This is a genomic window from Yersinia vastinensis, assembly GCF_044905075.1.
In the GTDB taxonomy this organism is placed as follows: Bacteria; Pseudomonadota; Gammaproteobacteria; order Enterobacterales; family Enterobacteriaceae; genus Yersinia; species Yersinia vastinensis.
The window spans coordinates 4,328,858-4,352,323 of record NZ_CP173260.1 but is presented as its reverse complement, the minus strand read 5'-3'; the positions used below and the strand labels follow the sequence as shown (position 1 = coordinate 4,352,323).

The window sequence follows — 23,466 nt, the reverse complement described above, 5'->3', positions numbered from 1 at the left end:
TAAGTAATTTATCCATCAAAACCCTCTGTTAGAGTGATACTAACAGAGGGTTTCTGTTTATAACTGCCATAAGCAATAAGCGTGAAGATAACTCATAGAGGTTATTAATTTAAGCCCAAGCGATATGACCAGTGGATAAGTTCGGCGACTTTATGCACATCCAGTTTTTTCATCATATTAAGACGATGCGTTTCAACCGTTTTTTGACTGATCGACAACTGATCAGCAATAATGCGGTTACAAGAACCTTCAGTAATGAGTTTAAGAATCTGCCGCTCGCGTGGTGTTAGAACGGGTTGGTTAGCATCAGTACTTTGAGCCAATTTATTCAGTAGCGCGCTATTAAGAGCAGGATCAATATAGCGTTTACCCGCGGCGACAGTTTGAATCGCAGCCATTAGAATCTGCTGCGGGCTTTTCTTTAGTACATAACCCAGAGCACCATTATTTAATGTTCTGCTGGCATAGTGTTCTTCATGACGAGCAGTCAGTGCCAGAATTTTCATGGTCGGCCAGCGACGAAGAAGCTGAATAATCACATCCAGACCATCCATCCCCGGCAACCCTAAATCGACAATGACAATATCTGGCTCAGTTTGGCGACATAAGTTATAGACATCCAATCCATTCTCCGCCTGACCTACAATTTGATAACGCGGATAGGTAATAAGCATATTTTTTATGCCATTAATAATCAGCTCATGATCGTCAACAATCAATAATTTTGTATTCATAAAGTTATTCCTTTTACCTGATGATTTAAATAGATTTTCATGGACTCCATGGTTTAAATAACCCATGGGTTATCTCGTCTAGGCGAGTGATATCTTGCTGTGTAATAGTTTTCTGAGCCTTGATGGCTATTTCCAGTTGGATAACGGCGTCTTGCAATGCAATCAGCCCTGCTTGTCCAGCGCACCCTTTCAGTGTGTGGAGATGGTCTGATAACGTGGGGATATGAGTCAGAGAGTCTCTAGCTTGTTGCAGTAGCACGTGGAGTGATTGTGATATTTTAAGGCGCAGTGAATCGTCACCTAGATCCCATATTGGTTTGGGCATCGATATTTGAGGGATGAGATTAATCCCACGTTCGAGTTGAAATTGTGCCGCCAGATCGAGGACTTCAGCCAGTTGACTGAATGTCACGGGTTTGGAGAGATGGTGATTCATTCCCGCTTGATGCGCTTTTATTTTTTCATCTGGACCCGCATTTGCACTTAGCGCCGTTATCATGCAGCGATTATCCAGATTAAGGGCATCATTGCGCCAATATCGACTTGTTGTTAGACCATCGATACCCGGCATCCGAATATCCATCAAGACCAGATCAAAACGCTGCGTCTGCCCAATATTCAGCGCTATTTGACCACTTTCGGCCAATGTGACCTGATGACCTAACTCCCGCAACATCATGCCAGTAATATCACGATTAGTTTCTGCGTCGTCGACCAATAATATGGACATCTGCCAGGGTTGTAGCGGGAGGTGTTGTTTTATCTCTTGTTGATACGGGGCAGATTGCTCCTGAGCACCCAAATACTTTTTCACCTTGGTATATAAACGACCCGGTAGATAACATAATTCTTTATCAGCTAAAAGTGTCTGCCGCCTATCTAACGATTCATTATTCGGCGGTCGGCAGGTTATACCCCAGGCAGATAATTGAATATGTAAAGGCCATGGTGCAACACATTCACCTTGAAAAGGTTTTGTCGGTGCTCCCCCAATAAATGGCAAAATTAATGTGAAGTTGCTGCCGTAATTTAGTTTGCTGCACAGGGTAATCGCTCCGCCCATCATTCTTGCCAGATTATCTGCAATCGTGAGCCCCAAACCGGTGCCTTGTCCGTTGTGACAGGTCTGGACAAAGGGGCTGAATATTTCTTGTTGGTGCTGTAAATCAATGCCACAGCCGGTATCTTCAACAGTAAAGTTGAGTTGCTTGTCTTTCTGCTCAACATTAAGGCGAATGTGCCCCTGTTGCGTAAACTTAACGGCATTGCCTAAGAGATTAATTAATATCTGTTTGAGTCGCTGGCTATCCAGTTCAAGTTCCAGTGGTACGTCTGCACTGACATAAGTCGTCAGAATAATGGGCTTATTCAAAACCTGACTGTGGATAGTTAGCATGGCCTGATCCAATAAAGGTAATAGGGCCGTTTTCTCTTGAGCTAATTCTAATTGGCCTGATTCAATGCGCGAGAAATCCAAAAGATTATTGATTATTGCCAGTAAAGAACACGAGCATTGGTGGGCGGTGTCAGCTAGTCGGCTTTGTTTAGATGTTAACGGGGTATTTTGTAATAACTCGATGGCCCCCAGAGCACCATTCAGTGGAGTACGAATTTCATGACTTATTGTTGTCAGATGCTCACTTTTGCGATGATTTGCCTGTTCAGCAGCTTGTTTTGACTGTGCCAACGCCAGTGTGCGTTCTTTTACTTTCATTTCCAGTGTGTCGTACTGTTCATTCAACTTGTCTAGTAAGTTATTGTAAGCACGAGCAATATGCCCTAACTCATCCATGCGTTTAACTGGCAAACGTGGATCCATGGCCTTCGGACCGGTAGCACCAATAATATTGACGAAATTCCATAAGGGAATGGCCAGGTAATAACGCAGTAATAGAGAAAGTATGAGGGTGAGTAACAGTAAAATAGCCAGAGCAAAGGGAAGTTGATGCAATGCGGGCTTTGCTGCTTCCCAAGCAAAACCGACTCGTGGATAAATAACTAATTGTTGCCAACCGGGGCCTTTTAGCTGGGTTCTCAGCACCAGATAATCGGGCGTTTGTTGCCAACCATCATGTAACTCACTATTTTTAAGTTGTTTGAGAATTTCGTATAGCTGGCTCGACGGTATATTGGGGGGGGAAAGTGGTAGTAGCTCACCATATTTATCCAGCCATAAATTAATATCTCTTTGTTCTATTGGTCGATTATCTGTGACCAGTTCATTTAGTTTTAATGAGAACCCCGCTAATGAGCCAGATTGGTCACATGCAGCTACAGAGACATGCCAGCCACTTTGTGGTGTATATGTAGGCATGCCCCAAAAAAAATTATTGTGAGTTGGGAATATAGGGAGTGAAAGTAATTCTTTCCGACGCTGTTTCAAATATTCATTAGAGGTTTCTTGTGGTTTGAAAATAGTAATACCTTCTTTTTCATTAATTGTAAAACTATCAAGGTAATAGGTTTGACCTGAAGTGCCATAAGCTTGTGTTATTCGAAGGTCATGCTTGGATTGTGGTGTATGACAACTTGCTGAGTTAACAAGAATATTGCTATTCATATTATTTTGGAATGGCATGGGTAATTGCCAATTAGCGAGATAATTTACCTGATGGTTGATCAGTGTCGTTGCATCTCGTTCTGCGCCTTCAAATTGATAATTACTTAAATCTGCACGTAATGATGCCATAAGTGTTAATTCATTCACTAATCGCTGACGTGTATCTTCATATGAAAAGAACGCGCTTGTTGCAATTGAAATTAGCCAAATGGCCATCAATGTTATGCCTAATAATAATGTCAATCGAGTGACGAGAGATGATGATTTTTCCATAATGGTCACCTGACTGTTTTTTTTAGTACGCCACAGTTAAAAATTGATATCAACAATTACACTGATTTGATTGCTACTCGTTTTAGATTCATTTAATTCTCAAAAAGGGATAAATCAGGTTTTGGCCTTATAACAAATATTTAAGCACGGATGATAATGAGAATGTGGTATTGCAGGAGTCACCGCCGATGTTAGATATATTAAAAATGCAGCCTTTAATCAGAGACCTTGATTTTTCAGATAAAAATATTATGCGTTTTACTTTAAATGGCGTCCCCGCCAAAGCGATAGATTATTCGCATTCTATTTGTATCGGGCTTGTTTTTATGGAGAAAAAAATGATATCCGATGCTGTTATTCGCTATATCACTCTCATGCTGGTGGCACTTGAAGATACGCAGGATTTTGCTTTACAGCTTACTGATAATTATTGGTGGCTTTGGTGTCGATTTACTACCAATGACAGAGAGACTCTTGACGATGCGCGTCAAAATTTATCAATAAAATTAGAACAAACTTATGCAGTGACTCAACATTTTAATTCATTGGCAACGACCCTCGGCTCCGTCAAAACAAGCGTCTTAGGTGAGAATAGGAAGAACATCAACAAGGTTGCCTTATGGGAAAAATAACCTGTTTAATGTTGTTGATTTTTATGCCACTGGCCTACGGACATACTATTCCGTGGCAAGGTGAACCTTTCTTTCTTTATAGCCGTGGTATTACGGTTGCCAGCTTATTAAAAGATTTGGGCGCGAACTATGGCTTCTCAGTGGTTGTCAGCCCTGATATAAATGAAAAATTCAGTGGAAAAATTGTTGATAAAACACCAGAGCAAATATTGTCTGAGTTAGCGGGGTTATACAATATTACGTGGTACTACGATGGCGAGATACTTTATTTCTATAAAACTCAATCGATCAGAAAAGAGTTTATATCACCTAATGGGTTATCGACGACCACGTTAATCAATTATCTGCAGCATAGTGGTGTATTTGCAGGTAAAAATTGTGCAGTAAAAGCGATTTCTCGCTTGGGTACGATTGAAGTTACTGGTGTTCCTATTTGTATTGACCGGGTGACGACACTGAGCAAAATGTTGTCTTCTCAAGTGCGTCAGCAAGGCCAAAATAAAGAAACAGTCAAAGTCTTCCAGCTAAAATATGCTTCAGCAGCCGACTCGAGTTATCAGTATCGCGATCAACTCGTCACTCTTCCAGGGTTGGTGAGCGTATTACGCGAGATGAGTGCGGGGAATAATTTACCTTTGGCTAGCGGAAAAGATCAGGGAGATATTCCTGCTAATACACCGCTTTTCTCTGCTGATCCTCGGCAAAACGCCGTTATTATTCGTGATCGCCAAGTTAATATGCCGCTCTATGGCAGTTTGATTGCACAATTGGATCAGCGTCCAGTCCAAATAGAAATTTCAGTCACTATTATTGATGTTGACGCGGGGGATATTAGCCAACTTGGTATCGATTGGTCTGCCTCCACGTCGATTGGTGGGGCGGGGATCTCATTTAACAGTGGGCCGACTAAAAATAATACCGATGGATTCTCCACAGTGATTGGCGATACCGGGAACTTTATGGTTCGTCTGAGTGCATTACAGAAGAACTCAAGAGCTAGGGTATTATCTCGTCCTTCAGTCGTGACCTTGAATAATATTCAAGCGGTGTTAGATAAAAATGTCACATTTTATACAAAGCTGGAAGGCGACAAGGTCGCTAAGTTGGAGTCAGTTACATCGGGTTCGCTATTGCGAGTCACCCCACGGATGATCAATGCAAATGGTGTAAAAGAAGTCCTACTAAACCTTAATATTCAGGATGGTCAGCAACAGGCTCCGATCAGTAGCAGTGAACCTTTACCCGAAATACAGAATTCAGATATTTCGACCCAAGCGACACTGCGTGTTGGGCAGAGTTTACTGTTAGGTGGCTTCATTCAAGATAAACAAATGGAATCACAAAATAAAATTCCATTATTAGGTGATATTCCTTTATTAGGTGGATTGTTTCGCAGTACCAATAAGCAATCTCACAGTGTTGTCCGGCTGTTTTTAATCAAAGCTGTACCGGTTAACATGGGGGAATAATATGGCAACAGGATTCAAACTTCGTTTGCTAAATGGCGAACTGAATGGGCGTGAATTGAGCTTGTCAGAGGGGGAGTTCACACTTGGGGAGCAGGGATGTGATGTGCTGTTGTCTCTACCTCAGGGGCAAATATTGACCTTGGTCATCGGTGAAAATCAAATAACATTGCGGGTGTCAGGGACGGTCTGGGTTAATGGCTTTCGATATGATGTGCAGCAGTCGATCCCTTTGCGCCAGGTGATTGAAGCCGCGGGATTAGCATTAGTTCTTGGCGAAGAAAAAGATGTGTTGAGTGACATAAAAATACCACCTCGCTCAGGTACACGTTTATTGCTATGGTTGTCAATGGTGACATTTGCACTCTTGTTACTATTATTTATGTCGATATTTTGGTTCACACAACAATCTAACCGATTATTTTCTTACCTTCCCCCCGATATTCCAACGCAATTATCAGCGCAACTGAAGCAACCCGCTTTAGCTGGTGTAAAAGTCAATTGGACAACAGACGGTGGTGTGACTTTGAGTGGTCACTGTGCTTCATCATCAACAGTGATTGAGCTACAAAACTTTCTGGCTCGCAATCAGATTGTATTTCGCAATAAGTTAGTTTGTGATGATCATCTCGCGGCCAGTGTCAGTGATGTCTTGCACCAGTATGGTTATCAAGATATTGAGGTTCGTGCAGGGAAGACCTCAGGAAATGTCATTCTCTATGGTGACATTGAGATGGGCAAACAGTGGTTAAATGTTCAAGATGCGCTGGCAGCGGTGGCTGGATTAAAGGGGTGGTCGGTGGTTAATTCCCATAATGGGCAAGTCCCGCGCTTGGTTGAAAAGTTAAGAGTGCTCGGATTATTAGGCTATCTGAGCATGACACAAAATCAAAAAGAGATTGTGATAAGTGGTCTGTTATCACCGGAACAGCAGCAGCAATTGCGGCAGATGTTAGCCCAGCAGCACTCTGATGAACTGCCTGTGAGGTATCAAAATATCCCGGCCGCAGATCAAACAGCTCAACTTCTTCCTGCTGCCATCGTGAGTTATGGCGGAAATAGCCATGCAAAATTTATCCAACTGGCTAATGGTGTTCGCTTACAACAAGGGTTTGTGCTGGATAATGGTTATAAAGTTATTGATATATCAGAGCAAGGCCTTTCACTATTCAAAGCGAACAACTTGATACAAATACCCATGAATTTTTAATAAAAAGGACTAATTTATGCGGCATATTACAGGACTGGAAGATAGTATTAAAAATAACGCTGCATCAATTCAGGATAGGAAAGCGTTACTCAGAAAGGAAAGATTATTAATTTCACATCAATTGTCTCTACTGCAAACACCGGATAATTACAGATATCTTAATGACATGATGCTGGCATTGAAGAGTGCGGAGAAAATAATAGAGATATTAGGTATTCGTTATGGAAATTAAATATGTTTTTATGTCCATTTTTTAAAACAATCGTGTAAATACAAAAGACAGATAATAATTAATAATTCAAAATTAATTTAAAGGCTCATAAATAGATAAGGAGTTGCTATATGAATGACAATGATCCTATTCAATTAATATTAGGTGATTTGCAATGGCGATATCGAAAATTGCAGTCTGATCTGGATAAACTTAACGATTTTCAAAAGCATATCGAGTTGCTTAAAGATCGAGCAAATCAGGATGACAAAGCAAGAGAGGCTTTGTCACGACTAGATGCCGCCTTTCCAAATGGCTTTAAACAAGAAAAAGCCAAATTAATGGTCTGTATTTCACAGATGAAAATACAGTTTAAACAAATGGAAACACAACTTATAAATATTAATGTTACAGAGAGTAACTAGTTACATTCTTCCTTAAAGTTCATTTCGCCAGAAATGTAGGAGTATTTATATGTCAACTATTATCAGTATACCTAAACAGCCTTCTACTTATGCGGTTAAATCGTCAAGAAACAATGTTATAAATAATACTGTTCAGAATAAAGTTCATGATGCTACTGATATTTTTAGTATGGGGTTAGAGGTTCTTTATTCTTTTCTCGATGTGCTCTCTAATCTGGCTAGCACTAATTTCAAAGGCATGCAGGCACGTTCAAAATATGCCAATGATACACAGGATATGTCTAATCAGGTCGATAAAATTATTGCGGAAGCAGCAAAGGGAGATGATAAAACCAAAGAGGCCTTACCTGATGCCGTGATCGACTTTATGAAAAAAAACGGTATTAGTGTCGATGGCATGAGTATTGATGACTATTTACAAAAATATGGACCCGAACTGGACAAAGGACAGCTACAGGCAGTGAAAGCCGCATTAGATAATGAGAAAAATCGGGCCACCGATACCATGAGTCAAGACCAATTGCAGCTACAGAAAGTGATGCAGAATTATAACGTTTGTGCCAATAACATCAGTACATTGCAGTCAGGTTTAAAAGATTTATTGATGACGATTGCCCGCAATCTTTGCTAATCAAGCGGCAATGCTAAGGACGGTACGAGATGAATATTCAGCCGAGCGACGAAGTCATTAATTTTATGCGGCGGGGTGGGTCTTTGCGAATGTTAGCTAAGATGAATCCCCAAGATTTGGCACTGGTTTATGAATATGCGGTGCAATTGTGCCAAGGCGGTGAGTATGACAGTGCTAAACGTTTATTAAATCTATTAATACAACTGGATCATTGGAATTTCTCATATTGGCTGACCTTAGGGCTGTGTTATCAACAAACTGTAGATCTTCATCAGTCAATTTATTGTTTTAGCCGTGCGGGACAAATTCAAATAGATGATCCCCGTCCATCCTGCTTGGCGGGTGAATGCTATCTGGCTTGTGGTAATACGGATTATGCAAAAAAAGCCTTTCGAATGGCATTGAATTGGTGCAATTCACATCCTGAATGGGTTGAAGTACAACAGCAAGCTGAACGTGGGCTAGCGGCCCTCTTACTGGAGGTACAACATGTCTGATGGCTTAGGGATTAAAACGACAGTTTTGAGTGACTGGCCAACAGTACAGACCAGCAAAACATCCCATTTATCTGCGGCAAAAATGCCAGATTGGCGAGGGATCGCCGGCCTTCCGCCCACGGTAGACAGCCATATCAACTCACCCAGAGTGACGCAGCAAGATGCACAAGGTGCACTCGATCGTTTGCTAACGTCTTTACCGCATAGCACGTCAAAAGGGGAGAACCGTAGCCATTTATCTCTAGATCGACTGGGTAGCACTGATATGCAACTTATTATGTCGATGGCGGGCAATCTGAGCCTTGGGGTGTTCTCTGATTTGTGTCAGTCAATTGGCAAGCAGATGGAACGGGCAACCGATGTTCAGGCTTTTCTGCGCGACAAGCGCGTTGCTGAATATCAGCAACAGATTGATAAAGCGGTTGAACAAGCAGATAAAGCCAAAAAGGCAGGGATTTTCAATGCAGTATTGGATTGGGTTATCGGTGCGGTTGAGGTGGTCTATGGTGCATTTAAGGTTGCTGAAGGCGTATTAACCGGAGACCCTGTAGCCATGGCTTCTGGCGTTGCTTATTTGGCGGCAGGCACGGCAGGTTTAGTTAAAGCGGCGGCGGAGACCGCGATGTTATTGGGCGCATCTAAGGATAAATGTCAGCAAGTTATTGATGTGGCTTCTAAAGTTCAACTGTCTTTTGAGTGCTTTGCCATGGCAGTTGATCTGTTCCAGGCTGCTCGTGCGATCAATGCTGCTCGTGCTGTGTCTAAAGGGGCTGGCGATGTAATCAAAGCTGGGGGCGGCGAAGCGTTGACGGATGCGGTCAAGCGGGGGGCTAGCGGGGAAATTGAGCAGTTAGCGGGGCAATTTGGTAAGGATGTCAGCAAGCAAGTCAGTCGCGATATCACCATGAAAGCGATGGAAATAGAAATGGTTGAGGCTTGTGATATGGCGTCAGCTGCTGCTAAACAGGCGATAAAGGCGGAGATGACGCTGGTCAGTAATATCACCAAGTCTTTTACCCATGCGGGAATAGAACAAATGGTCTCTGGTGTGACAAAAAACTTACTTCAGGAGGCGATTAAAAAAGGTGTCACACTTACGACAGAAGAATTGAGCCGGCAATGTGTCAAAGCCATCATGAAGAAGTCTATCAAGACTATTTTAAAAGATCTGTGTACTTCACCATTACTGATTATGCAAAAATGCAGCAGTGCCGCAGTTCAAATTAATAATGGTCAACTGGCCGTGCAATCGGCTGGTTTGAAAAAAGAGATTGAGAAATTAATTCTTGATCAGGACTTCACTCAATTCATGGATGAATGGGTTGAAAGAAATAAGCAGCATCAGTTGAAACAGCTCAAAGAAACATCTCAGGATGCACAGGAACTATTGACTAAATTAAACGATAACATCCATCAGACCGGAATGTTACAGGTGAAAATTGCCGGTTCATTAGTATAGCGAGGTTATTATGAGTACACCTATCAGCCATAATATAGCAATATCAACACAAGATGCGATCACCCTAGAAGAGAAAAATGGAGCAGGGAATAATATTGAAAATATAATGTCTGATTTGTCAGATATTATATTTCAAATGAGCATACTGTTTAAAAAAATGCGTGACTTACTCAATACCTATAATCAGAAGCAACAAATATTAGGTTGGAATATCCAAGTCAGTTCCATGAGCAATAAACGAGAGGCGATCGATAAAACAGCCTCGGGGGCTGTTGCCAGTGGTGTTTGCTCTATCCTTTCAGGTGCCGTCAGTGGTATAGGAGCGTTAGGTAGTATTAAGTTTGGTGATATCGCATCACATGGTAGTTCCGCTCTTGGGCAACTGGGGACGGGGAGCGGTAAATTGGTTGAGGGGGATATGGCGCGAAGTTCGGATTTGCTTCGTATGACCAGTGATCTGCAAAGCCATAGTGCACAATCTTATAATAAAAATATGAGTGAGTTATTGGATAAGGTCAATGAAGCGCGACAAAATATGAAAGATTTGGGTAATACCATCAATAATATGATGGGCCAAATCTCCATGGCTGTGAAATTATGATATATGAATGATCCTGCTATCAACGTCGCGCAGTATCTTATTCAGCAAGGGTATATGGTTAAAACTGCCTATTTTGAAAGGAGCCAAGTCAAAGTAGGTAGTGAAGTTTTTCTATATGGTTATCGCATTATTTATCGTGTTGAAAATAATGATTTTATAATTTGTTTATTGGAACGAAATGATAGTGATGGAGTATCTAGTCATTTTTTAAAGTTATTTAATTTTTTATACCTCTTGGGAAAGGATATTCCTGAACTATCAATAGTCAGAATGATGATTATTGATAATATTGCTAACCCAGCGTTGCAAAAGATGCGGCGTCGGCTAATTAAAATACTTATCGCAAAAGGGGCATTCAACAGAAATATTGAAGGTGATGACTGGCTGTTATTTGATGTTAGTTCTGAGAAGCTAATGAAGGTGTAAAATGAATCATTCCAGTCCCCATGATGTACAGACTCTCTGCGCAAAAATAAATAAGGTATTAAAAGGAAAAGGGGCTATTCAGCCACAAATAATGAATGAACATCAGAAGGTGACGCTTTTGGAGATACAGGAAAAATATACCCAAGGTTATCAGGCATGGCTTGCAGATGACTATGCGGCGGCAATGGTTGATTTTTCTTGGCTGACCTTATATTGCCCATTGGAACCACAGTTCCATTTGGCCTTGGCCGCAACAATGCAAATGCAACAGGAATTTACGCTGGCACTGAGTGCATATGCTTGTGCACTGCTTTTAGAGGCGAGAGATCCTGAACCTGTTTATCAAATGGCCATTTGTTTTTTGGCATTGGATAGAGGTGCTGACGCCAGAGAAGCATTACAGACTGCCATTGAAATGAGTTATTTTAGCCCTGCATATGCCCCTACCGCTCAAAAAGCCAATCAATTGTTATGCAGTATCTAAAATAAGAAATACAGGTTATATACAATATTTAAGGTGGATGCCTATGTATCAAATCACTGGATATAATAGTAGCCATTCTACATCCTCAACGTTAAATAAAGAATATTATCAAGAAATTAATAATGAAAAACCGACTCTACACAATTTTGTTTTTATGATAAATGAAGACATTAATAAATTGCGTGATGCTCGAGAAGAAAGAATAGATGAATTAAATAATGTAAAAATCAAATTAGCCAAAAAACAATTTTTTATTAATGTCATTGAATTAACCGTCTCCTTGGCGTCATTTGCCGTCAGTGTGGGAGTGACTGTTTGTAGTGGTGGCGTCACAGCACCTATTGCTGCGATTACTGGGCTAAATCTTATGTTATCGATTTCTAATCTCGCCTGTGCCTACCATAACTGGAGTTGTGCCAGTAAAAATAAAGATGAGCTGGCTATGGGTAGTGATGCCATGCAGCAGGCTGTTTTTATGTTAGCCGAATATTGCCAAGCTTCACCCGAGAGCGCAAAAAAAATCGCCCGCTATACCTCCTATCTTATTCGAGTAGGGATGGTGGTTTCTTTAGGAATGCTGGGCGTTTTTATCCAGCCGGCTGTCTATGATGGTTTATGTTTACTTGCAAAAAACTATATTCCAATTTTGTCATCTATGTTGAGTATGATTACTTCAGGTGCCTTAGGTGTTTGGATAAATAATCATAATGATGAGCGAGAGATTATGGAAAGTTTACTCACTGAAAATAAAAAAGAAATTGTAAAGAAAAGCGCCTATTTAGATGGGTTCAACGACGCAATGGGCCTATTATTGGGTTCATAATATTATATAAAATAGGATTGCCTGAGTTTTACTCATTAAAATTAAGGTGTAAGCCTGATATCGCCTTGCTGTGTTATTTGTCAATATTAGACAAGGATCTTGGCACTCGAAGGAATATTATGAAATCAATACAGTTTATTCTCTTTCGGCAAGAAGGAATATTACGTAGTGAAGGAGTATGCCATAGCGTGCCCGCAGGGCATTTAGTCGTAACAAATGAACAGGCTAGCGCATCTTCTTTTTCACAAAGCGATTATATTTCCATCTCGTGTCATTCCATCGACCTGTTACCAATATATCAGGATTTAGCCAGTAAGATGGTGCAGTCAAATAAATTTCGCCTACCACCTCAGGTATATGATCGCTATAAAATATTACCTGCAAATAACGACATTATTTATGCGACGGAACAATTAGTTGATATTGAACGAAGTGCATCATTACGATTTCTTTATCTGTATTGTCTGGGATTGGACGCTATCTATTTCTCTCGATTATTAGAGTCAATTGTTGGAACAAATAACGAATTATTGGAGTTCTTTGAAAAAAACCGTCTTAATCCATGGACGGTTTCACGCTATGCCGATGAGTTGGGCATTTCGACTCGTAAATTGAATTTTTTGTTTTATGAGAAATTCGGTATGTCTGCAAAACAGTGGCTACTGGATCAACGGCTGAAAAAAGGTTGCGAGTTGCTGTTATCCACACGGTTACGTGTGGCGGATATCGCTATGGAATGTGGTTTTAGCAATCACGCACACTTTTCTGATAGTTTTCGTCGCCGTTTTCAGCAGTGCCCGTCACATATGCGGTCACTCATGGAGTAGGAGGTCTGATGGATATCAACGCGTTAATGAATGTACTGACGCAAAGCATCAATAAGATGGGGCAGGATTTTCAAAGCCAGATGGTTTCCGGCAATCCCTCTGATCCTGAGCATATGTTAAAAATGCAATTCGCAATGCAGCAGTATTCATCTTATATCAATTTCAGCAGTGCCTTGATGAAAAATATTAAGGATATGACCAGTGGGATTATTGCCAAAATATGATTTTACTTTCAAAACCTTGTCGCCAATTAGTGGTTGAGGCGGCTCTGGCTGGAGTTAATCACAGTTTGCTGAAAGAGGCGCGCGACATTCTTAATGTTTTGCCCCAATTAATTCCAGACCCACAGGTGTGCTTGCTTTGTGAGGCGATGTTGAGGTTTGGGCTTAATGAGCAAGAGCGCGCCTTGGCATTGCTGGCTACATCCTCAACGAAAGAGGCAAAAGCCTTGTTGGCTTTGTTGCAACAAGGGATTTCATCGACAGACAAAAAAGCAGAATCGTTACGTAGTCACCGGATTTATTAACCCAAAATCATCATTTATTAATAAGGGATGACTCAATGGATATTGATGCTATTCAGGCTGTTGCAATGCAGGTCACACCATTGAAACCTCCGGTTGATGCAGAGCAAGTCGCCAAATTTACGCAACTCATGCAACCGGCGGATCCGACGACATCCATGATCTCCCCAGACCCACTGCTGTCCCTTCAGTCTGAATTGATGCATGCCACATTATCTATTGATTTAACTGCTAAAGTTGCCGGTGTTCTCGGCCAAAACATCAATAAACTGGTTAACATGCAATGAAACAGATGCGGCGCATGATAGCGTTTTTACTGGTTGTGTTCTCCCTTTCAGGCTGTGGTATGGATCTGTATACCGGGCTTTCTGAAGGGGAAGCTAATCAGATGTTGGCGTTATTAATGTTGCATCAAATCAAAGCAGAAAAGCAGCCTGAAAAAGGGGGTACCGTTGGGCTGAGTGTCGATAAAAGTCAGTTTATCAACGCGGTGGAACTATTGCGCCAGCATGGTTTTCCTCGCCAGCGTTTTGCCTCGGTTGATGAGTTATTTCCTTCTAACCAATTAGTGACTTCGCCCGGGCAAGAGCAAGCCAAAATGGTCTATTTGAAAGAGCAGCAATTAGAAAGCATGTTGAGTCATATGGATGGGGTAATTCGAGCCGATGTCACTATCGCAATGCCTGCGCCCACTGACGGGAAAAGCAGTGTGCCCCATGCGGCCTCAGTATTTATCAAATATTCACCTGAAGTTAACTTGTTGAGCTATCAGCCACAAATCAAGAATCTTATCCGCGACGGGATTCCCGGCATTGATTATTCGCAGATTAGTGTAGTGATGCAGCCGACCAATTATCGCTTCACTGCCTCAACACCTCAGCAACAAAGCCGCGCAGAAGTCAGTTTGCAATGGCTGTTACGCCACGCTGGAACATTGCAGATAGTCTTGGGCCTGCTGTTGGCTGGGTTAGTGGGGTTGTCGGCGGTTTGTTGGTTACGGTATCTGCGTCGCTAAGTGATACAAAAGGAGGGCAGGATGATATTGCCGCTAACCACCCATATCCGGTATTTACATCAGTTAGCTTGGCGGCCTGCGCAATTTGCTCACCCACTCTGGCTGGCTGCCGTGGGAGTTAATGCCGAGAATTACAGTTATGGACGCAGTCGTGCATTAGATTCGGTGTTAAATAACGCACTGAACCAACGGCGAAGTTTTCCGCAATTTGCCTTGCCCGCAGTACTGACTAAGCAGCAACAATGTCAAATGGTCTCACCTGAGCGCCTATCGGCCCGCTGTCTGGCATTGGGATTGGTACATTTACAATGTGATGATTATCTGCGAATTCGCTGTTATCGACAGGCACTTTCCCCGCTCTTGAGTGAAGGCGATATTCAGCAATTAATGGGAATGGGATATCGCGGCTACCTTTCCGTCAGATTAAGTCCACAAGATTTACTCCATACCGCTTTACGATTAGGGCATAGCCTCGCCCATCACGTTCGCGCTCATTGCATAATCTGGCGTGCAATGTCTATTTTGCTCCCTCCCTATCCTCGCGCGTTATTTTTGCCACGGAGGTTAGCGATTTCGGCTGACTGCTGGCTCACCCGGTTGGAGCGTTTGATGTGAATCCCTTTCATATTCAGGTGGTAAAGCTTGATGGTGTATTACCCGTCGGTGGGGTTATCCCAGCGGCTCAGTTACAGGTTATGGCGCAAAGCCGGGATATTCTATCTCATGCCAAAAGACAGGCCGCTGAAATTGTGCAAGCCGCAGAGATCGAAAGAGAGAGGTTGTTGGCTCAGGCGCAACAACAGGTCGATGAGCTGATTCATCAGGCCCGCCAAGGCATGGAAAACGATGTATTAGCACAACATGTGGGTTGGCTGGTGGCGGCAGAGCAAGTGGAGTCTTTATTGGTGGCGCAGGCCCGTAAGCAGATTTTGGCGGCGATCACCTCGGTGGTGACCACGTGGGCGGGCCAGCAATCGGTAAGTGAGACGCTGATTCATCGGCTTGGGATGCAAGTAGAGAAAATGGCGCATCACAATGAGCTGATTTTACGGGTGCATCCGCAGCACTTGTCTGCGGTGGTTTCTGCGCTAGGAACGCGAGTTCGGTGCATCGCAGATGAAAATATGGCGGAGGATCAGGCGCAATTAGCGTCACCATTACTCCAGCTCACTCTTTCCCTTAGCTGCCATTTATCGCAACTCATTTTGTGGTTACAAGAGCCGCTACCTCATCAGGAGTTCGCTCATGATCAACATCAATAACATCTCTGATGCTGTTGCTGTGCATGGTTCCCCATTGGGGGGCGTCGCATTACAGGGGGAAATAACCCCCGCCCATTCGGTTGTCGCGTTGGCCAGCCTGGAATTGTCGGAGGTAAGACAAACTGCGCTGGAAGAGACAATGGAGGAGATCGGACTCAGCCTCGGTTCGCGCCTGAAAGATCAAAAATCTATCGATGCCGAGGAGTACCGCCAGCGCCGTCAGCAACTCTTGGTGAAATTGATTGAGCAAGTCACCAACAGTACGAACACCGTATTGCAGCAGAGCATTCCGCTAAATCTGGATATTGCATTGTTAGCCAGTAAGTTACGTCAAGGGGAGCTGTCGGTTGGGCAGCAGATTCTCTTGCTGGCCGCGATGATCGCGCACAGTAAAAATAATCCATTACGGCGTCATAGCTTATCGCTATTGCTTGAGCCGCTGCTGGAGGGCGCCGGCTGGGAGATTGAATTATTTGGTTCGCTGGAGTTTGGTACTAAGAAAAGCGGTGAGTTGGGGGCGGTTAAACAACTGTTTGCACAAAGTATTGACCAAGACGAGATATCAGTAGCGGAGTGGTTTGCTCAGGTCAGCCGCTGGCCGCAGCGTCAGCAACGAGTCCGGGTGCTGATGCGCGCGATCGCATTTGATTTGTCTTGCCAGCCCCCCCCTCAACACGGCGAACGTTTGGCAGCCACTCTTTATCAACTTCGCCGTTTACTCATGTTTTTGGGGTTGGAAGATCATTGCGGCCGGATGGGAAACGCTTGTGGTGTGGCAGGGGATGTGATTCTCAGCGAGGTGTTAGCTATCGTCGGCCAGCCTTGGTTATTCAGTGGTTGGTTACAGCCGCGGATTGAGGCCATCGTGGGGCTGAATATCACTACTCGGCGCAGTTTTATTCGTCGGCTTTATGAATTGTTCAATCTTATTCCAGTTGACTGTTTCAATGATCAAGAGCAGCAAGCGCAAATTTTGGCAACGTTGTTAGAAATATAAAAGGTGAGTTATTTAACGCTGCGCTGCGAATCAGGCCAATACCCGATAGTGATGAGAATATAGGCTCCTTATTATTCACCTTGTGTGCTTATCAATGAGGTGCGGGTTATGGAAATGGATTTAGTTGTCACCCGTAATCTACAGCTCTTTATCCGAATGGCTGACTTACCTTGCACCCAATTGTCCGCTCGTATGCAGTGGCAGATAGGCCAACAACTGGTTTTTCTTGAGTGGCGCAACGCGAGGTTGCTGCTGACCAGTGGCGTACAACACCGGCATTATGACATGGATGACTTATTACAGCTCCAACAGTGCTGGCAGATCGAACGCTTTAATGGGGTCCCTCAACGTATCTATTTACTGAAAATGGGCATGATGGTCAGTTGCTCTCCCCCTGCTGCATCAGGGGCTGAATTTTGGTATCTGCTTTATCAGCAACAGCGCGCTTTGCTCCGTCGCTTGCCGGGAGAATGTCGATGAAAGGATCGGTAATCACGCGCGCCTTGATGATGATCACCACGCGCCAAGATGTTTTCTTAGCGATCATGCTGTTGGTGGCGATCTTTATGATGATCTTGCCGCTGCCGACAGCAATGGTTGATGTGCTGATTGCGATCAATTTGGCGTTTTCTGTCATCCTGTTGATGATCTCAATTTATCTGCGCGATCCACTCGAATTCTCTGTCTTTCCATCATTGTTACTTATCACCACACTTTATCGCTTGGCGTTGACCATCAGTACCACTCGCTTAGTGCTGCTACAGCATGATGCGGGTGACATTGTCGAGGCTTTCGGCCAGTTTGTGGTTGGCGGTAACTTGGCAGTGGGGTTGATCATTTTTACGATTATCACCGTGGTGCAGTTTATCGTCATTACCAAAGGTTCAGAGCGTGTGGCTGAAGTCAGTGCCCGTTTTTCACTTGATGGCATGCCGGGTAAACAGATGAGTATTGACGGTGATATGCGTGCCGGGGTGATTGACTCTACTGAAGCGGGGCGACTGCGCGAGCGGGTGCAGAAAGAGAGCCGTTTGTTTGGTGCCATGGACGGGGCGATGAAGTTTGTTAAAGGGGATGCTATTGCCGGGATCATTGTCATTCTGGTGAATATTATCGGCGGTATTACCATCGGCGTGCTGCAACATAATATGTCGGCGGAGCAGGCGATGACCACCTATGCGGTGCTATCCGTGGGTGACGGATTATGCGCACAAATTCCGTCGTTGCTTATCTCGATTACGGCGGGGATCATTGTTACTCGCGTTCCGGGTCATGATAAGCAGAGTCTGGCTAAAGACTTGGCAATACAGGTTGGGCGTCAACCCGATGCCTTATGGTTAGCGGCGGCCATCCTGACTGTTTTTGCCCTATTACCGGGTTTCCCATTTCTGATTTTTATGACTTTGGCGGCGCTGGTTGCCGCCCCCGCATTTTTCCTTTACCGGAAAAAACAGCAAAGAACCGGAGCCAATAATAATGGCGAAAATCTCTCTTCGACGTCCAATACCATGACGCCAGGAGCGGTGCCTTTGATGCTGTATTGTGCACCAAACTTACATTACTCCCATTTGGGGCGTGATATTGACGGCTTGCGCTGGCGTCGGTTTGAGCATCTTGGTGTCCCATTGCCGGAAGTGGTTGTTCGCAGTGACCCCACATTAGCTGAGAATACGCTATTGATTCGGGTCTATCAGGAGCAAGTGCTCAAACTAACATTGCCCCCCGATGACTTATTACTGATTCATCCCAGCCCTCAGCTAGCGACGCGCAGCCAATCTCTGGGGATGAAACTGGGTACTTTCGAGTGGCTGGCGGTGGAGCAAGGCCAGCAGGCCAAGACGTTGGGGCTGCCTTATGCTCAAGGGCAGCAGCGAATTATTCACTGTCTAACAAGAGTGCTTGAACGCCATACGGCTGAGTTTATCGGCGTACAGGAGACCCGTTATCTGATGGATGCAATGGAAGGGCGCTACGGTGAGCTGGTGAAAGAGCTACAGCGCCAGATGCCGGTTGGTAAAGTGGCGGAAATACTGCAACGACTGGTGGAAGAGGATGTGTCTATCCGAGACTTACGCGCTATTTTTGGCGCGCTGGTGGTCTGGGGCCCCAAAGAGAAAGACAGTGTGATGTTAACCGAATATGTCCGCATCGCCTTACGCCGCCATGTGTGTCGTCGGTTCAGTAAAAATCAGGTCTGGTTGCCGGTCTTGCGATTAGGAGAGGGGGCTGAAAATGTCATCCGTGAATCTATTCGCCAGACGTCGGCAGGCACCTATTCAGCCTTGGGGGATAAACAATCACGGCTGATCCTCAGCAAAATAAAAAGCGCCTTTGCTGAAAACAGCGATGTGGTGCTGCTGACGGCCATCGATGTGCGGCGTTTTTTGCGCAAAATCATTGAGCGGGATCTTTTTGCGCTACCGGTGCTGTCATGGCAAGAGCTGGGTGATGAAATGAACATCAAAGTGGCGGGCACGATTGAGCTTATCGGAGATGAGCTTGATGAAGCCGCTTAATATTTCAGTATTAAGTGCTCAATTGCAGCAGCAATTGGGCTTAATCTCCTCGCCGCCGGATGGTATGAAATATTGCGGGCAGATATTGGATATTGGCCCGACACTGCTACACGCCCATTTGCCCGGCGTGGCGTTAGGAGAATTATGCCGTATCGCCTCACCGGATATGTTGGCGGAAGTGGTTGCTATTGAACAGCAAACGGCCTTGCTGTCACCGTTTGCTTCCCCCACCGGCTTGCGATGCGGCCAATGGGTCTCGCCGCTGGGGCATGCGCACCGAGTCAGAGTCGGGGATGATCTCGCTGGGCGAGTATTGGATGGTCTGGGGAAGCCCATAGATGATGGCCCTCCACTGACCGGTTATTGGCGTGAGCTGGACTCTCCTCCTCCCGATCCATTAACCCGTCAGCCAGTACAGCAAATATTGCTGACAGGCATTCGCGCCGTTGATGGCCTGCTCAGTTGTGGCGAGGGGCAACGCATCGGTATTTTTGCCGCCGCCGGTGTAGGGAAAAGCAGTTTACTCAGCATGCTGTGCAAGGGGTGTCATGCAGACATCACGGTGTTGGCCCTGATTGGTGAACGAGGCCGAGAAGTGCGCGAGTTTCTTGAACAGGTGCTCACGCCACAAGTACGTGCGCGTACGGTGGTGATAGTGGCAACCTCTGATCGCCCCGCGCTGGAGCGGCTTAAAGGGATTTATACCGCCACCACGGTGGCCGAGTATTTCCGTGAACGTGGGCTAAATGTGTTGCTGATGGCCGATTCGCTCACCCGCTATGCCAGAGCTGCCCGCGAGATTGGCCTGGCGGCAGGGGAGATTCCTGCAATGGGCAGTTTTCCCGCCAGTGTTTTTGCCTCTCTCCCCCGGTTGCTTGAACGGGCGGGTAACAGCGCGCGTGGCAGTATCACGGCGTTTTACACGGTTTTGGTTGAGGGCGATGACATGAATGAGCCAGTCGCTGATGAGGTGCGTTCTCTATTGGATGGGCACATTGTGTTATCAAGGCAACTGGCGGGGGCCGGGCACTATCCGGCCATTGATATTGCCGCCAGTATCAGCCGTATCATGCCGCAAATTGTCAGTGCGGGGCATCTGGCTTTGGCGCAAAAATTGCGGCAAATGCAGGCTCGTTATCAGGAGATAGAATTGCTGGTACGGGTGGGCGAATATCAGGAAGGACAAGATTTACAAGCTGATGATGCTCTACTGCGTTACCCGGCTATCTGTGCCTTTTTACAGCAGGAGAACTCATCATCATCTCAAACCGCCGCCGACCTCAATCATATACTCGAACAACTCGCGCAGGCGCTAGGGGAGTCAACTCCGCACTAGTGACTCTTGCGCGTCTGCTGGCGCTGCGGCAACACAAAGCACACAGGCTACGTCGGCAATGGGTGTGCTTGCGCCAGATATATGAGCAGCAGGAGCAGCAATTGGTGGATCTTCGTCATCAACGCCAGCAGTTATGTCATCGGCTACAACACATTGCAGATTGGCGTGGCAAATTACATCCTGCAGAGGCTGACGAGCAACGCGCTTTGCAACATGAGGTGTATCAGACTGAGCGAGAGTTACAAAAATGTATTTGTGAATTGGTCGCCCGGCATCAGCAACAGCACACGGCTATTGAATCACAGCAGGTGCTGATACGGATTAATCAGCGGGAACAGGAAAAATTACGGATGCTAATCAAAAATGAGACGAATCGATATTGAAGGTGCCCTGCCACCGCGAAGAGAGAGCTATTTTAAGGAGGAACCGCTGACGTATATAGATAATGAACGGCAAGAACAGCGATTTTCTGGGTATTTGACTTCTCACCTATCCCCGGCACCAAACATGACGGATACCTTGATTCGCGCTGAGGGAGAGAAACCGATGCAGGCAGATTATCGTCTCGTCAGCGGCCCACTGTACGGGACTCTGGTCCATGTTCAGTTATCTGGTAATGGCTTGCATATTGTCCTCAGTCACACCAACCGTGCGCTTATCGAACGTTTGCAACCAATACAGGCCCGCTGGCAGCGGCAATTGCATCAACTGGGTTTTCCCTGTGTTTTGGAGGTGGCCCATGCTAGGGACATTGTCGGCTGAATTACGCCAAATCAGTGCTGTTGTGGGCGCAGGGCGACATAGTGCCGGTATTTCCGCCGCAGTGAAACAAATAGAGGGCGAGGGTGTTTATTTGCCACTGCACTGTATTGAACAGGAACAAACTGCAAGAGAGTGTGGTTTTTGGCTATCCCAGACTTGTTGGAACCATTGGTTGGCATCTTCACTGGCGACTGATGATGCGCATTTTCTGGAGCCAACGTTGGTGACGGCCATGGCCCATTGGGCCGTCAGCCCTCTGTTGAGTGAATTACCCGAGCTGGCAATTTATGACCCTACGCCACGGTCAATGACGCTATTGCGCCAATGGGCGGTGATGCTGACCTTTGAATTGGAAGGGCAACAATTGAGCGGCGTACTGTTTGGTTGGCCACTGGTATCGCTAACCGAAACCTTGTCTCATTGGGGCAGTGAGTTGGTCACTGAAACGACCCCACTCTGGCAAACGGGTTTAGTGGTGGGGTGGCACCGTTTATCGTTACATCAATTACAGCAAATCAAGCCTGGGGATGGGATGCGGATAACTTGTGCCGCTGAATTGGCGCAAGGGAACTGTTGGTTATGGCAAACGGCATCGCCACAGATTTATATCAAGTTGGAGGAGGGGAACAAAATGACAATTCAACAGATTAATGACGATATTGACAAGCTATTGGAGCTGGATGTTGCCGTCACACCAAAAACCTCGCAGACCGTGATGATTGAGAGTTTGCCACAAACGCTGGTCATGGAAATTGGCCGTCTGACTCTGCCACTAGGTGACATTAAACAGTTAGCCGTAGGCCAAACATTGGTGTGCCAGACGCATTTCTACGGCGAGGTGAATATCCGTTTGCATGGACAGCCTGTTGGTAGCGGCAGCTTACTAAACTGTGAAGGGGAGCTTGTGGTCAGAATTGAGCGGTGGTGGACGCAATAATACCGATAACGTTGAGCATGCGCATTCCCAATAAATGTTAAGTGACAAAGAGGCTAGGGTATTAAGTGCCTGAATACTTCAGAAATATAAAAGCCGACAGATATTAGGGTTATTACCTGATATCTAAACACGGGGGAGAAATAAATACTGTAGGCATTCCTTTTACCTAACAGGTCAGCCTTTTGTGGAATAGATTATGGCGTTGCTAAACTCGTCCTCTCAATTGATTGTCCTGCTTTTTTTTCTGTCATTGTTGCCACTGCTCATGGTCATGGGGACATCATTTCTCAAGCTGTCTATCGTCTTTTCGTTACTGCGAAATGCGCTGGGTGTTCAGCAGGTTCCGCCTAATATTGCTATTTACGGTTTGGCGTTAGTACTGACGATTTTTATCATGGCACCGGTCGGATTAGATGTGCATGCCCGTCTTCAGGAGGGGCCGTTGTCAAATGAAATTGTCCCTTTGCTGCACCAGATTGATGAACGTGCTCTGGGGCCATACCGTGATTTCTTACAGCGTAATACGGATGCAGAGCAGGCCCGTTTTTTTAACGATATCGTCCAGACCAAATGGCCTGAGCGTTATCGAGATACCATCAAACCTAACTCACTGTTGATCTTGATGCCGGCATTTACTCTGAGTCAACTGACAGAGGCATTTAAAATTGGCTTGCTGCTTTACCTGCCTTTTGTCGCAATCGACTTGATTGTCTCCAATATTTTGCTGGCGATGGGCATGATGATGGTCTCACCTATCACCATTTCTCTGCCATTTAAGTTATTGATTTTTATACTTATAGATGGGTGGGGATTGCTGCTGGGGCAGTTGGTGGGTTCTTACCTATGAGTCGTTATCGGA

29 protein-coding genes are annotated in these 23,466 nt (G+C 45.0%); 27 read left to right on the top strand and 2 right to left on the bottom strand.

Translation table 11 applies throughout. The annotated features are described in order from the left end of the window. Positions 1–104 precede the first annotated feature (104 nt). Positions 105–734, bottom strand: coding sequence for a two component system response regulator (locus tag ACIOG0_RS20150; protein ID WP_050099631.1), 630 nt, complete (start codon positions 732–734; stop codon positions 105–107). A gap of 37 nt (positions 735–771) precedes the next feature. After that, a complete protein-coding gene (locus tag ACIOG0_RS20145; protein WP_128451809.1) occupies positions 772–3,567 on the bottom strand; it encodes a two component system sensor kinase in 2,796 nt (931 codons plus the stop codon). Positions 3,568–3,755: 188 nt separating this feature from the next. Here ACIOG0_RS20145 and ACIOG0_RS20140 point away from each other — a divergent pair, with 188 nt between their 5' ends. The 27 genes from ACIOG0_RS20140 to sctR all read left to right on the top strand — a co-directional run bounded on the left by ACIOG0_RS20140 (position 3,756) and on the right by sctR (position 23,454). Next, a complete protein-coding gene (locus ACIOG0_RS20140) occupies positions 3,756–4,199 on the top strand; it encodes a hypothetical protein (RefSeq protein ID WP_128451808.1) in 444 nt (147 codons plus the stop codon). Then, complete coding sequence (locus ACIOG0_RS20135) at positions 4,187–5,668, top strand: EscC/YscC/HrcC family type III secretion system outer membrane ring protein (protein WP_128451807.1); 1,482 nt, start codon at positions 4,187–4,189, stop codon at positions 5,666–5,668. Before ACIOG0_RS20140 ends, ACIOG0_RS20135 begins: the two co-directional genes overlap by 13 nt. A gap of 1 nt (position 5,669) precedes the next feature. Continuing rightward, positions 5,670–6,875 (top strand): type III secretion system inner membrane ring subunit SctD, encoded by a 1,206-nt coding sequence (gene sctD, locus ACIOG0_RS20130; RefSeq protein WP_050099635.1) that lies wholly within the window; start codon positions 5,670–5,672, stop codon positions 6,873–6,875. Between the two features lie 16 nt (positions 6,876–6,891). Next, positions 6,892–7,107, top strand: a complete 216-nt coding sequence (locus tag ACIOG0_RS20125; RefSeq protein ID WP_050141150.1) for an EscE/YscE/SsaE family type III secretion system needle protein co-chaperone — start codon at positions 6,892–6,894, stop codon at positions 7,105–7,107. A gap of 110 nt (positions 7,108–7,217) precedes the next feature. Then, positions 7,218–7,511, top strand: coding sequence for a chromosome partitioning protein ParA (locus tag ACIOG0_RS20120; RefSeq protein ID WP_128451806.1), 294 nt, complete (start codon positions 7,218–7,220; stop codon positions 7,509–7,511). Positions 7,512–7,560: 49 nt separating this feature from the next. After that, a complete protein-coding gene (locus ACIOG0_RS20115; RefSeq protein ID WP_050099638.1) occupies positions 7,561–8,142 on the top strand; it encodes a chemotaxis protein in 582 nt (193 codons plus the stop codon). A gap of 29 nt (positions 8,143–8,171) precedes the next feature. Then, positions 8,172–8,639, top strand: coding sequence for a SycD/LcrH family type III secretion system chaperone (locus ACIOG0_RS20110; RefSeq protein ID WP_050099639.1), 468 nt, complete (start codon positions 8,172–8,174; stop codon positions 8,637–8,639). Beyond that, the gene (gene sctE, locus ACIOG0_RS20105; RefSeq protein ID WP_128451805.1) at positions 8,632–10,098 is read left to right on the top strand and encodes a type III secretion system translocon subunit SctE; all 1,467 of its coding nucleotides are present in this window, start codon (positions 8,632–8,634) and stop codon (positions 10,096–10,098) included. The genes ACIOG0_RS20110 and sctE overlap by 8 nt, the downstream gene beginning before the upstream one ends. A 10-nt stretch (positions 10,099–10,108) precedes the next feature. After that, positions 10,109–10,699: a chemotaxis protein gene (locus ACIOG0_RS20100; protein WP_128451804.1), complete on the top strand. Its 591-nt coding sequence runs from the start codon at positions 10,109–10,111 to the stop codon at positions 10,697–10,699. 3 nt (positions 10,700–10,702) lie between these two features. Then, the gene (locus ACIOG0_RS20095; protein ID WP_050099642.1) at positions 10,703–11,125 is read left to right on the top strand and encodes a pathogenicity island 2 effector protein SseE; all 423 of its coding nucleotides are present in this window, start codon (positions 10,703–10,705) and stop codon (positions 11,123–11,125) included. A gap of 1 nt (position 11,126) precedes the next feature. Further along, entirely contained in the window at positions 11,127–11,609 is a 483-nt protein-coding gene (locus ACIOG0_RS20090) for a hypothetical protein (protein ID WP_050099643.1), read from the top strand. 43 nt (positions 11,610–11,652) lie between these two features. Next, a complete protein-coding gene (locus ACIOG0_RS20085) occupies positions 11,653–12,432 on the top strand; it encodes a hypothetical protein (RefSeq protein ID WP_050099644.1) in 780 nt (259 codons plus the stop codon). Positions 12,433–12,551: 119 nt separating this feature from the next. Further along, positions 12,552–13,259, top strand: coding sequence for a helix-turn-helix transcriptional regulator (locus ACIOG0_RS20080; protein ID WP_050099645.1), 708 nt, complete (start codon positions 12,552–12,554; stop codon positions 13,257–13,259). An 8-nt stretch (positions 13,260–13,267) separates the two neighbouring features. Then, complete coding sequence (gene sctF, locus ACIOG0_RS20075) at positions 13,268–13,483, top strand: type III secretion system needle filament subunit SctF (RefSeq protein ID WP_050099646.1); 216 nt, start codon at positions 13,268–13,270, stop codon at positions 13,481–13,483. Next, on the top strand, positions 13,480–13,785 hold the full coding sequence (locus tag ACIOG0_RS20070; RefSeq protein ID WP_050099650.1) for an EscG/YscG/SsaH family type III secretion system needle protein co-chaperone: 306 nt from the start codon (positions 13,480–13,482) through the stop codon (positions 13,783–13,785). The genes sctF and ACIOG0_RS20070 overlap by 4 nt, the downstream gene beginning before the upstream one ends. Before the next feature lie 35 nt (positions 13,786–13,820). Next, positions 13,821–14,069 (top strand): type III secretion system inner rod subunit SctI, encoded by a 249-nt coding sequence (sctI, locus tag ACIOG0_RS20065; protein ID WP_050099656.1) that lies wholly within the window; start codon positions 13,821–13,823, stop codon positions 14,067–14,069. Continuing rightward, entirely contained in the window at positions 14,066–14,797 is a 732-nt protein-coding gene (gene ssaJ / locus ACIOG0_RS20060) for an EscJ/YscJ/HrcJ family type III secretion inner membrane ring protein SsaJ (protein WP_050099661.1), read from the top strand. The genes sctI and ssaJ overlap by 4 nt, the downstream gene beginning before the upstream one ends. A 21-nt stretch (positions 14,798–14,818) precedes the next feature. Next, positions 14,819–15,412 (top strand): type III secretion system domain-containing protein, encoded by a 594-nt coding sequence (locus tag ACIOG0_RS20055; protein WP_050099663.1) that lies wholly within the window; start codon positions 14,819–14,821, stop codon positions 15,410–15,412. Further along, on the top strand, positions 15,409–16,059 hold the full coding sequence (gene sctL / locus ACIOG0_RS20050; RefSeq protein WP_128451803.1) for a type III secretion system stator protein SctL: 651 nt from the start codon (positions 15,409–15,411) through the stop codon (positions 16,057–16,059). The genes ACIOG0_RS20055 and sctL overlap by 4 nt, the downstream gene beginning before the upstream one ends. Then, positions 16,043–17,056, top strand: coding sequence for a TyeA family type III secretion system gatekeeper subunit (locus ACIOG0_RS20045; protein ID WP_050295954.1), 1,014 nt, complete (start codon positions 16,043–16,045; stop codon positions 17,054–17,056). The genes sctL and ACIOG0_RS20045 overlap by 17 nt, the downstream gene beginning before the upstream one ends. A gap of 108 nt (positions 17,057–17,164) precedes the next feature. After that, positions 17,165–17,536 carry a type III secretion system protein gene (locus tag ACIOG0_RS20040; RefSeq protein ID WP_050099668.1) on the top strand — a complete coding sequence of 124 codons (372 nt, stop codon included), beginning with the start codon at positions 17,165–17,167 and terminating at the stop codon, positions 17,534–17,536. Beyond that, a complete protein-coding gene (locus ACIOG0_RS20035; RefSeq protein ID WP_128451802.1) occupies positions 17,533–19,572 on the top strand; it encodes an EscV/YscV/HrcV family type III secretion system export apparatus protein in 2,040 nt (679 codons plus the stop codon). The genes ACIOG0_RS20040 and ACIOG0_RS20035 overlap by 4 nt, the downstream gene beginning before the upstream one ends. Further along, positions 19,550–20,908: an EscN/YscN/HrcN family type III secretion system ATPase gene (locus tag ACIOG0_RS20030; RefSeq protein ID WP_404704905.1), complete on the top strand. Its 1,359-nt coding sequence runs from the start codon at positions 19,550–19,552 to the stop codon at positions 20,906–20,908. The genes ACIOG0_RS20035 and ACIOG0_RS20030 overlap by 23 nt, the downstream gene beginning before the upstream one ends. After that, the gene (locus tag ACIOG0_RS20025) at positions 20,908–21,291 is read left to right on the top strand and encodes a type III secretion protein (RefSeq protein ID WP_235895311.1); all 384 of its coding nucleotides are present in this window, start codon (positions 20,908–20,910) and stop codon (positions 21,289–21,291) included. The genes ACIOG0_RS20030 and ACIOG0_RS20025 overlap by 1 nt, the downstream gene beginning before the upstream one ends. Beyond that, positions 21,272–21,670 carry a hypothetical protein gene (locus ACIOG0_RS20020; protein WP_050099673.1) on the top strand — a complete coding sequence of 133 codons (399 nt, stop codon included), beginning with the start codon at positions 21,272–21,274 and terminating at the stop codon, positions 21,668–21,670. Before ACIOG0_RS20025 ends, ACIOG0_RS20020 begins: the two co-directional genes overlap by 20 nt. Beyond that, a complete protein-coding gene (locus tag ACIOG0_RS20015; RefSeq protein WP_050099675.1) occupies positions 21,648–22,607 on the top strand; it encodes a YscQ/HrcQ family type III secretion apparatus protein in 960 nt (319 codons plus the stop codon). Before ACIOG0_RS20020 ends, ACIOG0_RS20015 begins: the two co-directional genes overlap by 23 nt. Positions 22,608–22,803: 196 nt before the next feature. Then, entirely contained in the window at positions 22,804–23,454 is a 651-nt protein-coding gene (sctR, locus tag ACIOG0_RS20010) for a type III secretion system export apparatus subunit SctR (protein WP_050099676.1), read from the top strand. Positions 23,455–23,466: the final 12 nt, after the last annotated feature.

Bases quoted from the DNA above. Each gene is read 5' to 3' on its own strand.
- ACIOG0_RS20120 (WP_128451806.1), top strand. From the start codon at position 7,218: ATGAATGACAATGATCCTATTCAATTAATATTAGGTGATTTGCAATGG.
- ACIOG0_RS20080 (WP_050099645.1), top strand. From the start codon at position 12,552: ATGAAATCAATACAGTTTATTCTCTTTCGGCAAGAAGGAATATTACGT.
- ACIOG0_RS20150 (WP_050099631.1), bottom strand. From the start codon at position 734: ATGAATACAAAATTATTGATTGTTGACGATCATGAGCTGATTATTAAT.
- sctI (WP_050099656.1), top strand. From the start codon at position 13,821: ATGGATATTGATGCTATTCAGGCTGTTGCAATGCAGGTCACACCATTG.
- ACIOG0_RS20100 (WP_128451804.1), top strand. From the start codon at position 10,109: ATGAGTACACCTATCAGCCATAATATAGCAATATCAACACAAGATGCG.
- ACIOG0_RS20110 (WP_050099639.1), top strand. From the start codon at position 8,172: ATGAATATTCAGCCGAGCGACGAAGTCATTAATTTTATGCGGCGGGGT.
- sctE (WP_128451805.1), top strand. From the start codon at position 8,632: ATGTCTGATGGCTTAGGGATTAAAACGACAGTTTTGAGTGACTGGCCA.
- sctD (WP_050099635.1), top strand. From the start codon at position 5,670: ATGGCAACAGGATTCAAACTTCGTTTGCTAAATGGCGAACTGAATGGG.
- ACIOG0_RS20125 (WP_050141150.1), top strand. From the start codon at position 6,892: ATGCGGCATATTACAGGACTGGAAGATAGTATTAAAAATAACGCTGCA.
- ACIOG0_RS20135 (WP_128451807.1), top strand. From the start codon at position 4,187: ATGGGAAAAATAACCTGTTTAATGTTGTTGATTTTTATGCCACTGGCC.
- ACIOG0_RS20085 (WP_050099644.1), top strand. From the start codon at position 11,653: ATGTATCAAATCACTGGATATAATAGTAGCCATTCTACATCCTCAACG.
- ACIOG0_RS20140 (WP_128451808.1), top strand. From the start codon at position 3,756: ATGTTAGATATATTAAAAATGCAGCCTTTAATCAGAGACCTTGATTTT.
- ACIOG0_RS20040 (WP_050099668.1), top strand. From the start codon at position 17,165: ATGGAAATGGATTTAGTTGTCACCCGTAATCTACAGCTCTTTATCCGA.
- ACIOG0_RS20030 (WP_404704905.1), top strand. From the start codon at position 19,550: ATGAGCTTGATGAAGCCGCTTAATATTTCAGTATTAAGTGCTCAATTG.
- ACIOG0_RS20020 (WP_050099673.1), top strand. From the start codon at position 21,272: ATGAGACGAATCGATATTGAAGGTGCCCTGCCACCGCGAAGAGAGAGC.
- ssaJ (WP_050099661.1), top strand. From the start codon at position 14,066: ATGAAACAGATGCGGCGCATGATAGCGTTTTTACTGGTTGTGTTCTCC.
- ACIOG0_RS20115 (WP_050099638.1), top strand. From the start codon at position 7,561: ATGTCAACTATTATCAGTATACCTAAACAGCCTTCTACTTATGCGGTT.
- sctF (WP_050099646.1), top strand. From the start codon at position 13,268: ATGGATATCAACGCGTTAATGAATGTACTGACGCAAAGCATCAATAAG.
- ACIOG0_RS20035 (WP_128451802.1), top strand. From the start codon at position 17,533: ATGAAAGGATCGGTAATCACGCGCGCCTTGATGATGATCACCACGCGC.
- ACIOG0_RS20045 (WP_050295954.1), top strand. From the start codon at position 16,043: ATGATCAACATCAATAACATCTCTGATGCTGTTGCTGTGCATGGTTCC.
- ACIOG0_RS20015 (WP_050099675.1), top strand. From the start codon at position 21,648: ATGCTAGGGACATTGTCGGCTGAATTACGCCAAATCAGTGCTGTTGTG.
- ACIOG0_RS20145 (WP_128451809.1), bottom strand. From the start codon at position 3,567: ATGGAAAAATCATCATCTCTCGTCACTCGATTGACATTATTATTAGGC.
- ACIOG0_RS20090 (WP_050099643.1), top strand. From the start codon at position 11,127: ATGAATCATTCCAGTCCCCATGATGTACAGACTCTCTGCGCAAAAATA.
- ACIOG0_RS20070 (WP_050099650.1), top strand. From the start codon at position 13,480: ATGATTTTACTTTCAAAACCTTGTCGCCAATTAGTGGTTGAGGCGGCT.
- ACIOG0_RS20095 (WP_050099642.1), top strand. From the start codon at position 10,703: ATGAATGATCCTGCTATCAACGTCGCGCAGTATCTTATTCAGCAAGGG.
- sctR (WP_050099676.1), top strand. From the start codon at position 22,804: ATGGCGTTGCTAAACTCGTCCTCTCAATTGATTGTCCTGCTTTTTTTT.
- ACIOG0_RS20055 (WP_050099663.1), top strand. From the start codon at position 14,819: ATGATATTGCCGCTAACCACCCATATCCGGTATTTACATCAGTTAGCT.